This is a genomic window from Oceanicaulis sp. LC35, from assembly GCF_052055585.1.
Lineage (GTDB): Bacteria > Pseudomonadota > Alphaproteobacteria > Caulobacterales > Maricaulaceae > Oceanicaulis.
The window spans coordinates 2823711-2839071 of the sequence record NZ_CP170485.1; the positions used below are offsets into that span (position 1 = coordinate 2823711).

11 protein-coding genes and 1 tRNA gene are annotated in these 15361 nt (G+C 63.6%); 2 read left to right on the forward strand and 10 right to left on the reverse strand.

Annotated features, from left to right (window positions below):
• Positions 1 to 86: 86 nt before the first annotated feature.
• The 9 genes from ACFELO_RS13280 to ACFELO_RS13320 all read right to left on the reverse strand — a co-directional run bounded on the left by ACFELO_RS13280 (position 87) and on the right by ACFELO_RS13320 (position 11930).
• On the reverse strand, positions 87 to 2249 hold the full coding sequence (locus ACFELO_RS13280) for a prolyl oligopeptidase family serine peptidase (RefSeq protein ID WP_440958250.1): 2163 nt from the start codon (positions 2247 to 2249) through the stop codon (positions 87 to 89).
• Positions 2249 to 4327, reverse strand: a complete 2079-nt coding sequence (locus ACFELO_RS13285) for a TonB-dependent receptor (RefSeq protein ID WP_440958251.1) — start codon at positions 4325 to 4327, stop codon at positions 2249 to 2251. The genes ACFELO_RS13280 and ACFELO_RS13285 overlap by 1 nt, the downstream gene beginning before the upstream one ends.
• Positions 4328 to 4455: 128 nt before the next feature.
• Positions 4456 to 5502 carry a FecR family protein gene (locus ACFELO_RS13290; protein ID WP_440958252.1) on the reverse strand — a complete coding sequence of 349 codons (1047 nt, stop codon included), beginning with the start codon at positions 5500 to 5502 and terminating at the stop codon, positions 4456 to 4458.
• Positions 5499 to 6023, reverse strand: coding sequence for an RNA polymerase sigma factor (locus tag ACFELO_RS13295; RefSeq protein ID WP_440958253.1), 525 nt, complete (start codon positions 6021 to 6023; stop codon positions 5499 to 5501). The genes ACFELO_RS13290 and ACFELO_RS13295 overlap by 4 nt, the downstream gene beginning before the upstream one ends.
• Before the next feature lie 131 nt (positions 6024 to 6154).
• Positions 6155 to 6787: a response regulator gene (locus ACFELO_RS13300; protein ID WP_440958254.1), complete on the reverse strand. Its 633-nt coding sequence runs from the start codon at positions 6785 to 6787 to the stop codon at positions 6155 to 6157.
• On the reverse strand, positions 6784 to 8679 hold the full coding sequence (locus tag ACFELO_RS13305; protein ID WP_440958255.1) for an ATP-binding protein: 1896 nt from the start codon (positions 8677 to 8679) through the stop codon (positions 6784 to 6786). Before ACFELO_RS13305 ends, ACFELO_RS13300 begins: the two co-directional genes overlap by 4 nt.
• A gap of 105 nt (positions 8680 to 8784) precedes the next feature.
• Positions 8785 to 10077 (reverse strand): tetratricopeptide repeat protein, encoded by a 1293-nt coding sequence (locus tag ACFELO_RS13310; RefSeq protein WP_440958256.1) that lies wholly within the window; start codon positions 10075 to 10077, stop codon positions 8785 to 8787.
• 112 nt (positions 10078 to 10189) lie between these two features.
• Positions 10190 to 11638: a S10 family serine carboxypeptidase-like protein gene (locus tag ACFELO_RS13315; RefSeq protein ID WP_440958257.1), complete on the reverse strand. Its 1449-nt coding sequence runs from the start codon at positions 11636 to 11638 to the stop codon at positions 10190 to 10192.
• A gap of 202 nt (positions 11639 to 11840) precedes the next feature.
• Positions 11841 to 11930, reverse strand: a tRNA-Ser gene (locus ACFELO_RS13320).
• Positions 11931 to 12118: 188 nt separating this feature from the next.
• Between ACFELO_RS13320 and ACFELO_RS13325 the strand changes: the two genes are divergently transcribed.
• Positions 12119 to 12799 (forward strand): tellurite resistance TerB family protein, encoded by a 681-nt coding sequence (locus ACFELO_RS13325; protein WP_440958258.1) that lies wholly within the window; start codon positions 12119 to 12121, stop codon positions 12797 to 12799.
• Positions 12800 to 12805: 6 nt separating this feature from the next.
• Here ACFELO_RS13325 and ACFELO_RS13330 read toward each other — a convergent pair whose 3' ends face one another.
• The gene (locus tag ACFELO_RS13330) at positions 12806 to 13675 is read right to left on the reverse strand and encodes a LysR family transcriptional regulator (protein ID WP_440958259.1); all 870 of its coding nucleotides are present in this window, start codon (positions 13673 to 13675) and stop codon (positions 12806 to 12808) included.
• Positions 13676 to 13815: 140 nt separating this feature from the next.
• Here ACFELO_RS13330 and ACFELO_RS13335 point away from each other — a divergent pair, with 140 nt between their 5' ends.
• Positions 13816 to 15303: an NADP-dependent isocitrate dehydrogenase gene (locus tag ACFELO_RS13335; RefSeq protein ID WP_440958260.1), complete on the forward strand. Its 1488-nt coding sequence runs from the start codon at positions 13816 to 13818 to the stop codon at positions 15301 to 15303.
• The last annotated feature ends 58 nt before the right edge of the window (positions 15304 to 15361 follow it).

Genomic DNA, 15361 nt, shown 5'->3' on the forward strand with positions numbered 1-15361 from the left:
GTTGATCCGGCCTTCCCGAAGGAAGGCCGGATCGTCTTGCCCCAGACCCTGGAGATTTTAGAGCCTGGAACGGGGGCTCGGAACCTCTAGCGGTCTTCGTCCATGATCGATTGCATCAGGAACACGCCCTGCATCGCCACGAGGCGAGCCTTGGAGCGCAGATCCGATGCCCCGCCATGTCCGCCGGTCTGGTTCTCGTAGTAGAGAACCGGCTGACCGGCGTCTTCGAGCCGGGCGGCGAACTTGCGGGCATGGGCCGGGTGAACCCGGTCATCACGCGTCGAAGTGTAAACCAGCGCAGGCGGGTAGTCCGCCGACGCATCTATGTTGTGGAAGGGTGAGTATGCGAGCAGGGCCGCACGTTCGCTCTCCACTTCCGGACGACCATACTCGGTCACCCAGGTCCGGCCTGACAGCATCTGGTCAAACCGCATCATGTCGGTCAGCGGCACGCCGCTGATGATGCCGCCGAACAGGTCCGGACGCTGGGTGAGCAGGGTCGCCGCCAGCAAGCCGCCATTGGAGGCGCCATAGAAGCCGACATCTCCCGCCCGGGTGTAGCCGCGCGCGATCAGATCATTGATCACGGCGTACATGTCATCAAACGAGCGCTGATTGTTCGGGGCCACCGCCTGGTCATGCCAGTCGGGACCGAACGCGCCGCCGCCGCGAATGGCGGGAACCACATAGATGCCGCCAGCTTCCAGCCAGGGCGCCGCCATCAGCGAGTTGTCGCCCAGATTGAAATAGGCCGGGGTCATGGTGATGCCGAAACCGCCATAGGCGTGCATCATCACCGGATACGGTCCCTCCAGCGTTTCAGGACCAACGAGATAGTACGGGATCTCGACGCCATCATCCGCCGTCGCCCAGAACTGCTGGACGGCGAACCCGTCTGCATCCATCACCGTCTCGGCCGGGCGATCCGCCGCCTGAAGCCCCACTTCGCCCACAAGGGCTGAAGTCGGCGGGGTCAGATAGCTCTGATACTCAACCAGCGCCGTATCACCGGCGACGCCGCGCACTTCAACACTGGAGAATTGCGGCAGCTGATACTCGATCAACGACCAGGCGCCATCGGTTTCCGGGCAAGCCTTGATCAGCTGGCCCTGTACGTTGTGCAGCGCTTCCATGTAGACGCAATGCGCCCCGCTGGAGATGCCGCTGACCGTGCCCTGCGCACCCGGATCAAAGACCCGAGACAGGGTTCCGCCATTCGTCAGGTCCAGCGCGATGACTTCACCCGCGCCAATGCTTTCACCGGCGAACTCCACATCCCGGTCCACCAGGCCCACCATGTGTCCGGCCACATGAGCCGGATAGGGGAAGCTGGTCAGGGGCGGAGTGGCGACCGCTTCAACCTCACCCGCAGCCGAGACGAGATTATAGCGAATATCGTCAAAACTGTGCGCATTGCCGACCCAGATGGCGCGGCCTTCAGGCATGTCGACGACATCGGTGTAAAGCAGGATGGTATCCGGATCGCGCGGGAAGACTTCACGCGCCGCATTCCGATCCGCGCCGCGGCTCCACACATCGACCGTCACCGGCCAGCCGGCGCCGGACACATCCTCAGGCGCTTCCTGACCACCGACCACCGCCAGGGTGTCGATGTCGATCCAGTAGGCATAAACCCGCGCAATGTCGGTGGTTTCAAAACCACCGGGCACGAAGTCGCCGGTTTCAAGATCAATCTCGCGGACAATGCCCGCATCACTGCCCTGATAGGAGAAGCGGATCAGGCAACGGCCCGGCTCGGTCGGAGCGCAATTGAGGCCCGACCCCATGAAGTTGCTGAACGGGTGCGGGACATAGTCCTCGGTGTCCAGACGCTCGGCGAAGTCAAAGGCCACGGTCCAGTCTTCTCCACCGGACAGGAACGCGTCCTGGGACATGCTTTCAAGCCGCCCAAGACCGCCGCTCGACGGCGTGAACATCCGGTAGATGCGCCCATCATGGGGGTAGAACCCGCCCGACAGCGGATCGCTCTGCCCGGACTGGGAGAACCGCTCCACCATCGCTTCAAAGCGCGGGTCTGCAGACAGGGTGCTGACCGTCTGGTCAGACTGGCTGCTGGCCCAGTTCAGGGGAGCGTCCCCTTCGATATCCTCAAGCCACAGATAGGCCTCGTCTGGTTGGTCGCCCCCTGAGGGGGCGACCGTTTCAGACTCAGGCGTCTGCAGGCTCAGGGCGAAACCCGCCGGCACGCATAGGGCGGCCGTCAGGAGTGCAAGAGCCGTTTTGCGCATCAGAAGCTCCCCCGCAGTTCCACGCCGATGGAGCGCGGGCGGTAACGGGAGGCCTGGCCGGTTCCCACATTGATGTAGGAGATCGCGCCGTCTTCATTGGTGATGTTGTCGGCGAAGACGAAGATGCCGTAGCGATCGCCTTCCAGACCCACACGACCGTCGACCATGGTCAGAGCATCGCCGTTGATGAAGGTGTCATAGGCCGGGTTGCCGCGGTCAGACGTGTAAGACACGCCCAGACGGCCAAACAGGCCATACCCCCAGGCGAATTCCGGCTGGAAGTAGTTCAGCGAAGCGCTGGCGGTCACGTCCGAGACGTTTTCCGGCGTATCGCCTGCAGAAATGTTCGAGCCCGGAATGTCGGAGGTGTACTCCGCATCCACCAGCGACAGGCTGGCATTGGCCGTCAGATACTCGGTCACATCAAAGATCGCGGACACTTCCAGACCGCTCACATCAATGCCTTCAACCGCCATCAGGCCGTTCAGGGAATCGGTGAGCTGGAAGCGCTGAGCCGGATCGCTCCATTCGCTGTGATAGATCGCGCCTTCCAGGGTCAGACGCGTATCAAACAGCTCGACCTTGCCGCCCAGCTCATAGGTCCAGATGGAGTCAGACGGCAGCGAGGCCGGCAGGTCCAGGCCCTGCATCTGGGCGATCTGGGCCGACACCGCCGGCTGGTTCTGACCGCCGCGGAAGCCGCGCGCCGCGCTGGTGTAGAACATGGCGTAGTCAGTCGGCTGATAGGTCAGGATGAAACGCGGGCTGACGCCATCGAAGGTGTCGTCGTTCTGATAGTCGATCGGGCCGCTGGAGCCGAAGCCCTGCTCGTCCACGCTCAGATCTTCGGTGAAGTAGCGCACGCCGGCGGCGAAGCGCCATTGCTCGTTGAACTGATATTCGCCTTCGGCGAACACCGACTGGGCGGTGGACTGGGTCAGGCCGACCGTATCGATGCCGGCGAAGGGCCAGTCAGAAATATCGGTCCGCACCGCGTCACGGTAATAATAGCCTGCGGTCCAGACGAAATTATCGCCCAGATCGCCGTTCAGCACGAGCTCGTGGGTGTCCACGTCCATGCCGATGGAATAGGCGTAGGTGCCTTGTGCGCCGTAATCGATCGCTGCAGAGCGCAGGAATTCGTTGGTGCCATAGGCGTACTGGATCGTGAACAGATCCAGCTCGTACTCGGCCGAGAAGGAATACTGGTCATAGCTGTCATGGTTGGAGGACAGCGAGGAGGCATATCCGTCCGCGGTGGACGAGGACGTCGCGCCGGTTTCCTGGTCATTGAACCAGCCCGCCACGTCGATCGTCAGGCGATCGTTCGGCGTAATGCGCAGACGGGCGCGATAGGTTTCAACGTCGATATCGTTGACGTTGTTGGCGCCATCGGTGTCCACCCAGCCAGCGCGGTGTTCGTCGATGCCGACAACGCGCAGGGCGATCACGTCTTCAACGAGCGGGATGTTGACCATGCCGCGCATGCCGTCGCTCATCGAACCGCCTTCGGTGGCCTGGCCCCACAGCTCGACACGACCTTCATAGGTCGAGGTGTCAGGCGTGTTGGTGATGATGCGGATGGTGCCACCCATCGAGCCTTCACCGAACAGCGTGCCTTGCGGGCCGCGCAGCACTTCCACGCGGTTCACATCAAACGGCTGGACGTTCGGATTCCACGGCACGGACACGCCGGTGAACGGCACGTTGTCGAGATAATAACCGTTGGCGTTGCCGCCCAGCGAGGTCCCGATGCCGCGAATGGCGAGCTGCTGGAATGCGCCGTCCGAGCTCATCGAGACGCCCGGCGCCTGCTGGATGAAGTCGTAGATTTCGAGCGCGCCCATATCCGACAGCTCTTCGCCGGAGAATGCGCTGATCGCGATCGGCGTATCGAGCAGGCTTTCCTCACGCTTACGCGCGGTGACCATGATGACATCGGTCGTGGAGACGGCTTGCGGCGACTCCCCCGTCGCCTCTTGCGCCACAGCGACGCTTGTCTGGCTGGCGAGCAGCAGCACTGCGAGCGCCGTTCCGGACTGGAGCACAGGACGGAACTTTCTGGAATGGTCCAGCATGATTGATGATCCCCTTATTATAACAATCAACAAGGGGTAGGACGGCAGGTGCGAGCGGAACCCGTAACGGAACTGTTAAAAAAATGTCCGTATATTTCTAATTATCTGAATACATGGAATTAAAGGCTTCAGCCTTCGTCGTTTGCAGACGCACGAGCCAGCACAACGCCACCGTTCGACAGCGGCTCGCGCTGCAGATGGTGCAAGGCCTCCACCGCTTCGAGGAAGCCTTCCGCATCGGTTGCGCCAAATTGCCCGCTCACGGTCAGATCTGCGATATCGGCGCTGGAAAGCGTGATCGGCGCGTCCAGATAGCGATTGAACTCGGCAACCGCTTCACCCAGCGTCGCGCCGTCAAACAGGATGCGGCCAGACCGCCAGCTGCGTGACGCCGTCAGGTCCACAGTCCGCACCAGCGCGGCCTGCCCCTCGCGCGCCACCCATTGCTGGCCAGGCTGCAGCACCACATCGCCGACCCGACTGTCCGGACGCCCTATACGGACCTGGCCTTCCAGCAAGGTTACAGTGACCCGGTCCTCATCCAGACGGACGTCAAACGCGGTCCCGGTCGCAACAACCTGATAGTCTCGCGCCTCCACGACGAAGGGACGGCTGGCGTCATGGGCGACTTCAAAATGCGCCCGTCCCTCATTCAGGGTCAGGTCCCGGCGTTGCGGCGCGAAGCGCACATCCACGGCGGAGCCGGTGTCGAGCGTCAACGCAGAACCATCTTCCAGCACGATCTGACGGGTTTCCCCCACGACCGTGGCGTAGACTTGGGGCTCCACGTCGATCATCTCGGGCCCGGACCCGGACGGATTGAGGACATAGACAGACAGCGGCGCAGCAATCACCAGCAAGGCGGCGGCCAGTGCGCCCGCGCGCCAGCGCGGCTCGGAAAGGAAACGGGAGAACAGCTGCGACCGGGGCGCGTCGCCCGCAGCGCGCGCATCCTCGCGCAGCGCGTCCACGGCCGCCGTATCGGCGCCCGCATCAAGATCCGCGAGTGCGACCTGAAGCGCTGAGAAAGCCCGGGCGTTCTCCGGATGCGCTTGCATCCACGCGTCAAAGGCGTCGAACGTTTCGTCCGACACCGCGTCGCCGCTCAGGCGAACGTCCCACTCGGCGGCTTCGCGCGCCGCCTGTTCCTCCAGTTGCGCCAGCGACAGCGTCATGAGTCGCCAACCTTTTCTTTTAGTTCAATCAAAACTTTATTGGCCCGCGCCAGGCTTTTTTCGACGGTCGACAGGGAGATTCCCAAGTGTTGAGCGACCTCTGTCTGCTTCATAGCGTCAAAATGGTGCAAAACGAAGACGGCGCGGGTGCGCTCGTCCAGTGTTTCCAGCGCCGCCAAAAGCCGATTCAGCCGATCCCTGCCCAGTAGGACGCGCTCGGGCGTAAAACCCGTATCCTCGATTTCATCGGCAAGTTCGTCATGTTCAGTGCGGCGGCGCACCTGACCCTGACGCAGATAATCGCGCAGTACATTGGCGGCTGTCTGGAAGATATACTGCTCGGGCCTGTCGATCACCGTGTCAGAGCGGCGCTTGAGAAGTCGCAGGAACACCTCCTGCATCAGGTCATCCGCTTCAGCGGGCTGATGGCGCAAACGGCGCAGGAAAAACCCCTTCACGGCAGGTCCGTAAAGGGAAATCCAGGCGGAAATCTGGTCAGACCAGCCCGACGGTGTGGTCATCCCGACACCCGCCAATCACCAAGCATGAACACCGTCAGCCGCCATTACGCACCATGAACCGAGTGAGCAATTATGACGCACCCGCGTTCACACACGCAACCAGTCGCCTGCTTCAGACGCTGCGCGCGTGCCTAGGTCAGCCCCAGCCGGGAGGCCAGCAGCGCCGCCTCGGCGCGCGTGGAAATGCCCAGCTTGGAATAGACCGACTTGATGTGTCCGGCGATGGTGTGTTCGCTCAGACCCAGCGCTGACGCCGCTTCCGCATTGCGCAATCCCCGCCCGATCAGGCTCAGAACATCGCGCTCGCGCGGGGTTAGGTCACCGCCTTCGGTCTCCACCAGCGCCGTGCGCCGGAAATGCTCGATAATGCGTCGCGCAATGGAAGGCGAAAGCGCAGGCTCGCCCTGATCGATTGCGGTCAGCTGGCGGATGAACACCTCCTGCCGCGCATCCTTGAGCAGATAGCCATCGGCGCCGCTGGACAAGGCCGTGATGACCGAGGCGTCATCGCCCATCACCGTGGCCACCACAATGGTTGCCGACGGATGGCTCGTCTTCATCGCCGAGATCAGCTGACCGCCGTCCCCGTCCGGCAAACCCAGATCAAATATGCCCAGCTCAAAGACCCCGGACCGGATCATCTCCAGCCCGTCTCGAACCCGTTCCGCCTCTTCAATGCGGCAGCCGGGAAAGGCGAGCTCGGCCGCTTCCCGCAGCCAGGCGCGCGTTTCGGCGATGTCCTCAACTAGCAAGATCGTCTTCATGCCCGCAGCCTCTGATAGGGAAACAGAGCGAGGAAGCCCGCGCCCTTGTCTTGATCGACAACGTCAAAGGAGCCCCCCACGCTCTCCATCCGCGCCTTCATGTTCGACAGGCCCTGCCCCGAACGGACGCTGGCGGGATCAAACCCGGCGCCGTCATCGCGAATATCGACCCGGATCTCTGACTCACCCGCCTGCACGCTGATCATCAGGGTCTGCGCGCCGGCATGCTTGATGGTGTTGCTCGCCACTTCCCGAACCACTGAACGCAGGGCATGCACACAGACCGGGGTCAGCCTGTGACCCGCGCCGGCCTCCAGCGACCAGACCAGACGCACGCCATGCGGTTCCAGACGATCCGCCGTCTCTGCGCGCAGATCAGCCAGCAATTCATCCAGCGACACTTCGCAACCATGGGCGTGGTTGATCACGTCGCGCAGGTCCGACAGCGTGTCGCGGATCATGGAATCCTTCTTGTCCGGCGCAGCCGAGTGCAGGGCGCGCATGAGCTGGGCGCCGATATTGTCGTGCAGGTCTCGCGCAATGCGGACGCGTTCCTCACTGACGCCCCGGTCATACGCGGTCCGGCTTTCTCGCGCTTTTTCCGACAGGGCCAGCAAATCATTCGCCAGCCGGACATCAGCCGAGTTGAACAGGGCGCGCCCGCCCTGCTTGTAGGCGAGGCGCACGGCTGGCGCGTCATCACTGGCGGGCAGTCGCAGCACCAGCCCCTCTTCCTCAATACGGGGTTCGCCCGCGGGAGCCGTATCCAGATCCAGCGAAAGCGGGCGGAAATGCTCGCCCAGCAAATCCGTCCACGCCTGCGAGCGTTCGGCCGCTGAAGGCTTGAAGGCGGCCTCCAGGACGCCGCTGAACAAAGGCGTATCCTGCGGCTGCGCACTCATCGCGAAGTGTCGCCAGATCCGGTCCCGGAAAGGCAGATAGGCGAAGCCGACCACCAGCAGCGACACGCCGAGCGCTTGCGACGGGCCAATGGACAACAGGGTGATCAAGCCCAGATCGAGCGCGAAGATCAGCATCACGCCGACCGAATAGAAGATGATCCGGTACGACCAGGCGCCCAGATCGAACAGCCGATAGCGCATCAGCCCGACCGCCAGCCCCACATAGATCGTGAGGAAGAAGGCGAAGGCGAAATTCTCCCGCACCAGTGGCTGGAAGCCGAAACTGATCGGCGCGGCGACCGTGCCGATGAACGCCCCGGCCCCCAACAGGACGGACGTGCCCAGCCAGACGGCGATCGCCTGCTTGCGCGGCTCGGTCGCGCACGCATACATCTGCCAGACCACCACGCCGACAATAGCCAGCATCTCCACCGTGGTGATGAGCTGGACCTGGGCGAACTCCCGCCAGGGCCCGAAGGTGCGCAACAGGGTCCAGATCCCGAACCCGAACACGCTCAGCGCCATCAAGACCCGCCAGAAGGGCAGGCGCGTCGGATAGATCAGGAACAGGCTGATCATGATGATCCCGAACGCGGACGCGCCCAGCATGTTCACAATCCAGAACCAGGCGACCGTCTCTTCCGCCAGGGGCAGGGCGAGGGAAAACGAGAAGGAGGAGAAACAGAACGCCAACGTCGCCAGACCGCTGATTGCGAACAGGCTGGCGGGAAAACTGGTGGGTTTCAGCGCCCAGACCCAGGCGGACAGCAGGTACGCGATCAACCCGGTGAACAAAGAGCTCCAGATGCCCGGATCAAGCGCGAACGGGCTGCGCCAGTCCGCCGGCGACCAGGACCAGCCGGTTTCGGACTGAAGCGCCACCAGCACGAGCGCGAAAAAGGCCAGAGCACCAAAGACGGTCAGCCCGATCAGTCGTGTGAAAGGCGTTGCAGCCAGACGCGATGCGTCCGTCTCTCCGGTCAGTCTCATGGCGCTTCGCCCCCTCGTGCGACCTGCAATCCCAGTGACGAGCGTCCCTGATCGTCACCCGCGCCCCGAGGTCGACGCCGGGATCGCAGGCCGCACGCGGCCTGCTTATTGGCAGACCGATGCGCTCCTATTGCTACCGCTCATCGTACAATGCGCATAGCGGTATCGATCCCGTGTCGCGGCGGAAATCTCCGCCGCGCTCTCCACACGGGGCGGCGTCACGCTGGACGCGTTGGACGTGTAGGAGGGGGCGCTGGAGCCATAGAGTTCACGCCACCGGGCGTCTGCAGCCCCCGGTGAGTTGGTCCCGGTTCCAAACGTCCCTTCCAGACCCGTGCCGCGCGCGGACATTTCCGCATCCGCGGCCTGCCGCACCGGCCCTGACGAGAACCAGAGCGCTGCGGCGTAAAGATCATTGGTCGCCACATCACCCATGCGGCCTGCACTGCGGGCGGCGAGAATGGCGCGCTCGGCCAGATCACGCGACCGCGCCGTGTTGATGGCGGCGGAGACCGCCTCGCCATACCGCCCCTGGGACAGGGCCGCATTCACGGCGGACGATTGCGCCGCCTGGCGCTGTTCATACTCGGCGACTTCTGTGAAATAGGTTTGCCATTCCTGGGCCATGCCGCAGGAGAACTGGTGCCCCAGCGAGCAGGCGCGCTGATAATAGCGGGCGCCCAGCTGGTGCTCCTCGATCAGGACATAGACCGCCGCCACATTGCGGCAGTCACCCGCCGAGTTCTGCTCGTCACAGCGGATGAGCGAATAGCGCATGCCCTTTTCTTCATTGAAGGTCGGAAATTCAGGGTTGGCGTAGAGACGCGCCGCCACGTCACAGCCCTTGATGTCGCGATAATTGTCGCAGGAGCGCTCAGCGAACCAGGCCGCCTCATCCATGTTGATCAGGCGCGGGAACTGGCCCTCATTGCCGTCATACGCCCAGTCGAGCCCCCACAGGCAGGCGTTTCTCACCCCGGCTTCACAACCGGCGTGCGCGGTCGGCAGGACCCGATTGAGGTTGCGGCCTTCGGACTCATCGTCGATCCGGTGCCCCAGCGCATTGCTGCAGCCGTCATCATGACCCATGGCGCAAGCGCGTTCCATGTATTCAACCCCGCGCACCACATTGCGGGGGACATTGCCCTGACCCAGCGTCGTCAGAACGCCTGCCGTGTTACAGCCATCAGGCACGCCCAGATCACAGGAGCGCAGGAAGAATTCGACCGCGCGACGCTTGTTCTCGGCGACGCCCATGCCCTGGGCATATTCTGCGCCTGCATAGAAACAGGATTCCGCGTCATTCGCCCGGCACCCGGCTTCTGATTGCGATTGCTGGGCCTGCGCTGCGCCTCCGGCGCACAGCATCAATCCCAGAACAACAAGAACTCTGAACATGCGCATCTCCCCGCCTGCATGAAGGGCGCAGGTTAGGCGGCCTCGCACGCCTCCGCCTCCCCTGTTCAAGGGGGCGGGTGCGCATTCGTATGCAACGCCTATGGGGCCGGGTTCACCTGTCCCCTGACAGGAATGCCGTGATGTCGCTGGCGAAACGGTCCCGGACGCGCGGGTCCTCATACATCATATGCCCACCCGCATAGCAGGCCAGGGTGATGCGAGCGGCGGCGTGTTCGGGCAACCGGGTCAGTACGGCCTCATTGCCCACACAGCTGTTCAGCGAGTCATAAAGACCCGCCGCCACCCAGATGCGCAGCCGGGGATCCGCTTCCAGCGCTTCCAGCGTCCAGGGGCGCGAGGGGCTGGGCGGTCCCTCGCCCGCCATGGCGCGCGCCAGGGAAGCTTCTGTGATCGGCGCCTGATCATATCGCCATTGCCCGCCAACGGACTCAGAAGGCCCTTCCAGCCCCGCATAGACGCCTGCCTGATAGCCCAGCGTGTCTCGATAATAGCTCAGCACTTGAGCCGCTTCATGATCCTCCTCGGCTGGCGCGTCCTGAGCGTGGATGATGCGCATGTCGAACACATTCAGCACGCGCTCCTCACCGGGCAGGAGCGTGCGGAATTCCCGCGGCGACACCCACAGGGTCTGGGCATCAATCTGATCGGCGGACAAACCCTGATAGGCCGCCAGCCGGGCCACCAGAGCGTCACGCGCCTCAGAGGTCAGCGCGGCAGGGTCCGACAGGGCCGGGTAATAGACCTGCCTCGCCCAGTGTTCGACCTCGGCCAGAAACGCGGCCTCCCCCGCCTCACTTGCCTGGATTTCGCCTAGCGCCAGGGCGGTGGCGGCCCGGTCTACCAGGGACAGGGCCCGCCCCAGCGCGCGATCGGGATTTTCACCCAGCGGAATCCCGCCAGAGATCAGCGCGATGCCGGTCACCGGCGTGCCGGTCTCCAGCAGGTACTGCCCCGTGCCCGTGGCGCGCCAGGTTCCAAAGCTTTCGCCAGCGAGAAACAGCGGCGACTCCTGCCGCTCATAGGCGGACTGAAACGCGCGTACAAAACTGGCCGTCGCCTCGATATCCGCCACAGTGCCATAGAACGCCGCCGCCATTTGCGGGTCATCGGCACGGCTGAAGCCAGTGCCCACCGGATCCATGAACACCAGATCACTGGCCGCCAACGGCGTTCCCGCATTGGGGGTCAGCACCCCGTTCTGAAAGGTCTGCGGGCCCAGCGCATGAAAATGCAACAGCCGGGAATCCGCGCCGGGTCCCCCATTCCAGATAAAGCTCAGCGGGCGCGTCTCACCGGGCGCAACCGGCGCCAGATAGGCTGTGTAGAAAATCTCGCCGCTGGCGGAGCCATCCGCCAGGCTGACCGGCAGTGTTCCCGCGCAGGCCGTATACTCCAGCGCGCCTTGAGCCATGCCGATCTGATGGCGGGTCTGGGACGCTTGCGCCACGCACGTCATCGCTACGGGCTCTGACCCCGTGTCCGCTTCATTGCTACACGCGGTCACCAGCACGGCGGTGAGTGTCAATAAGGCGCGTTTCATCTTCATTCCCCTGTACCGGGCGAGCTTTCAGGCCCGTCACTGGCGTCAGGCTAGACCGGTCATTGGGGAAATTTTATGCGATTGCCCGGCCAGACGAGGCACAGATGGGGGCGACATGCCCTCAACCGTCCGCCAAATCCGGACCATAGCCCTCACGCCTCGCTCTTGCGGGGCGTGTGAGTGGATTTGATCTGAAAGGGAATGGCGGTGAGGGTGGGATTCGAACCCACGAGACGGTTACCCGCCTACACGCGTTCCAGGCGTGCGCCTTCGACCACTCGGCCACCTCACCGTAAGGCGGCGGAAAGTACCCAATAGCTGGCCGCAGTCAAGCACTCAGGGCTGCTCTATCTGCGTGAAAATGCGGTAACGGGCGCTTGCGCCTGATTTGGCGTATTCCCAAGTGCATCTAACCCGTTACCCGCGCCCAGACGGACGTTCAGCTCTGCGCTGCGCCAGCCTCCTCTTGAAAGGTCCGCCATGTTTGACGTGAACAAGATCATCACCGCCCTCCAGACCGACCCCAATGCCCAGCGCACCGCGCTTGCGGGCGGCGGCGGACTTGCCGCCGGTTTCGCCGCCTCCATGCTGATGGGCAAGAAAGGCCGCAAGATGATGGGCTCCGCCGCCAAATACGGCGCGGTGGCGGCGATTGGCGGGCTGGCCTATCACGCCTGGCAAAAATCCCAGCAAAACAAGCAAGGTCAAGCCGCGGCCCCTACCGATTCCGCACCGCAGGACGCGGCCTTCACCCCGGCGCCGGAAAACTCCGCCTTCCTGCCCGCCCCGACCGATGAAGCGGCGGTGGACCAGCTGGGCAAGGCGCTGGTGCGCGCGATGATCGCGGCGGCCAAGGCCGACGGCAAGGTGGACGCCGAAGAGAAAGACGCGATTTTCGCCCGCCTGAACGCCATGGATCTGAGCGCCGAAGACAAGGCCTTCGTGTTTGACGAATTGTCCGCCCCGCTCGACATCAACGCCGTCGTGGACGCCGCCGACACGCCCGAGCACGCGGCTGAAATCTACGCCGCCTCTCTCGTGGCCATCGAGATCGATACACCCGCCGAGCAGGCCTATCTGCAAATGCTGGCGGCGCGGCTTGAGCTGGACGCCGATCTCGTCAACGAGATCCACAAGGCGGCGGACGCCCAGACGGCCTAGAGGGCGCTAGAAGCGCGCGGGTTCATCTTCCAGCGCGTGCGCCAGATGATCGGCGAGGCGCCGGGCGGCCAGCCCGGCGTCAGCCGCGGTCAGAAGCACCGCTTCAGCGTCATCGAGCGGCGGCATGCGCCGGCCTTCATCAATGGCGAGATCATCGGGCGCAAAGTCCCGCGGCAGCACCGCCACGCCCAGACCCGCCCGCACCGCCGCCAGAGCCCCCGCCAGCGAGCCGCACACATAGGCCGCCCGCGCCCGTCCCCCGGCCTTGCCCAGCGCCTCCACCGCTCGCTTGCGATAGACGCAAGGTTCGGGACTGACCACGAGGGCGGTCACGCCGTCCGTACTGAACACGCTGTCATTGGCCCCGACCCAGACCAGCGGCTCGGACCAGACGCGCTGGCCGTCCACGGCGGCGCTTGGCTCGCGTTTCACGAGCGCCACATCCAGCCGCCCGGCGTGAAACATCTTCATCAGGTTCAGCGTCAGATCACACGTCACCTCAAGCTGGATGCCGGGATGAGCGCGGGAAAACTCCGCCAGCGCCTTGGGCAGATGCGCCGTGGCGATGTCTTCGGGCGTGCCCAGCCGCACCGTGCCGCGCGTTCCGCCATCGCGAAACGCCGAGAGCGCCTCGTCATGCAGCGCCAGCATGCGCTCGGCATAGCCCATCAGGCGCTCGCCTGCGGGCGTCAGCGTCACACGCCGCGCCGTCCGGCTGAACAGGCGCTCGCCCGTGATCTGCTCGAGTTTTCTGATCTGTAGCGAGATCGCGGACTGGCTACGAAAGAGCAGCTCTCCCGCTCGGGTGAAGCTCTGGGACTGGGCGACAGCCACGAAGGCGCGTAACAGATCAAGGTCAAGACGGTCGGTTTGCATTGGATGAGTTTTTCAAATGCATGGGCGCATGACAATCAATTTTTCAAATCCGGTCTGCGACCGCTAAACAGCCCCCCAAGCGCGGTCTCGTCCACCCGGGGCCCGCCATATCCATCTCACGCTGGAATGAGGGAATACGAATGAACGTCCACGTCTCCGCCAACGCCGCCACCTCCGAAACGACCCGCACGCCCACCCCGATCACGGTCGCCTATGGCGACGGCATCGGTCCGGAAATCATGAAAGCCAGCCTGAAAGTGCTGGAAGCGGCAGGCGCCGCGCTGGCGCCGGAACCGATCGAGATAGGCGAGCAGGTGTATCTGAAAGGCGTGAGCGCGGGGATCGAGGACAGCGCCTGGGACTCCCTGCGCCGCACCAAGGTTTTCTACAAGGCGCCCATCACCACGCCCCAGGGCGGCGGCTTCAAATCGCTCAATGTGACCGTGCGCAAATCCCTGGGCCTGTTCGCCAATGTCCGCCCCTGCGCCGCGCTCTCACCCTTTGTGGCGACGCGCCATCCGGACATGGATGTGGTGATCGTGCGCGAGAACGAGGAAGACCTCTATGCCGGCATCGAGCACCGTCAGACCGATGAAGTGGTGCAGTGCCTGAAGCTGATCTCGCGCCCGGGCTGCGAGCGGATCGTGCGCTATGCTTTTGATTATGCCCGCGCCAATGGCCGCAAGAAGGTGACCTGCCTGTCCAAGGACAACATCATGAAACTGACCGATGGTCTGTTCCATGAAGTCTTTGACGAGATCGCCAAGGAGTATCCCGATATCAAGACCGATCACTGGATCATTGATATCGGCACCGCCAAGCTGGCTGATGCTCCCGAACAGTTCGACGTCATCGTCACCTCGAACCTTTATGGCGACATCATCTCTGACGTCGCCGCCGAGATCACCGGCTCTGTGGGCTTGGGCGGTTCCGCCAATATCGGCGAGCATTGCGCCATGTTCGAAGCCATCCACGGCTCCGCCCCGATGATCGCGGGTCAGGGCGTCGCCAACCCGTCGGGACTTCTTCTCGCGGGCGTGCAGATGCTGGTGCATATCGGTCAGGCCGATGTGGCGGAAAAAATCCACAACGCCTGGCTCAAGACGCTGGAAGACGGCGTTCACACCACCGACATCGCGTCCGAGGACATGACGAAGGAACAGGTGGGCACGGACGCCTTCGCCGATGCGGTCATTGCACGCCTCGGTCAGGAGCCCACGCACTTCACCCCGGTGCGCTATAACGCGGATGCGGGCGGGGTCGAGATCGCGCCCTATCAGCGCCGTGAACGCCAGACCAAAACGCTGGTGGGCGTGGATGTCTTTGTCGACATGCCGACCCAGAACCCCGATGCGCTGGCTGAAATGCTCACCACCGCGACCTCAGAGGCGAAGCTGGGCCTGAAAATGATCACCAATCGCGGCGTGAAGGTCTGGCCGAACGGTCTGCCGGAAACCTTCAAGACCGACCATTGGCGCTGCCGCTTCATGAGCGGGTCGGTCAGCCAGAACGCGGACGTGGTGGACCTACTGGACCGTCTCGACGCCGTCGGCATCGACTTTGTGAAAACCGAGCAGCTGTATGAGTTTGACGGCAAGCCCGGCTATTCCCTCGGTCAGGGCCAATAGGGACACGCCTACCCCTCTCCCCCTTGAACAAGGGGGAGAGGTTGGGTGAGGGGGTGCG

Coding starts and splice junctions, on each gene's coding strand:
- ACFELO_RS13280 (WP_440958250.1), bottom strand. CDS start 2,249: ATGCGCAAAACGGCTCTTGCACTCCTGACGGCCGCCCTATGCGTGCCG.
- ACFELO_RS13285 (WP_440958251.1), bottom strand. CDS start 4,327: ATGCTGGACCATTCCAGAAAGTTCCGTCCTGTGCTCCAGTCCGGAACG.
- ACFELO_RS13290 (WP_440958252.1), bottom strand. CDS start 5,502: ATGACGCTGTCGCTGGCGCAACTGGAGGAACAGGCGGCGCGCGAAGCC.
- ACFELO_RS13295 (WP_440958253.1), bottom strand. CDS start 6,023: ATGACCACACCGTCGGGCTGGTCTGACCAGATTTCCGCCTGGATTTCC.
- ACFELO_RS13300 (WP_440958254.1), bottom strand. CDS start 6,787: ATGAAGACGATCTTGCTAGTTGAGGACATCGCCGAAACGCGCGCCTGG.
- ACFELO_RS13305 (WP_440958255.1), bottom strand. CDS start 8,679: ATGAGACTGACCGGAGAGACGGACGCATCGCGTCTGGCTGCAACGCCT.
- ACFELO_RS13310 (WP_440958256.1), bottom strand. CDS start 10,077: ATGTTCAGAGTTCTTGTTGTTCTGGGATTGATGCTGTGCGCCGGAGGC.
- ACFELO_RS13315 (WP_440958257.1), bottom strand. CDS start 11,638: ATGAAACGCGCCTTATTGACACTCACCGCCGTGCTGGTGACCGCGTGT.
- ACFELO_RS13325 (WP_440958258.1), top strand. CDS start 12,119: ATGTTTGACGTGAACAAGATCATCACCGCCCTCCAGACCGACCCCAAT.
- ACFELO_RS13330 (WP_440958259.1), bottom strand. CDS start 13,675: ATGCAAACCGACCGTCTTGACCTTGATCTGTTACGCGCCTTCGTGGCT.
- ACFELO_RS13335 (WP_440958260.1), top strand. CDS start 13,816: ATGAACGTCCACGTCTCCGCCAACGCCGCCACCTCCGAAACGACCCGC.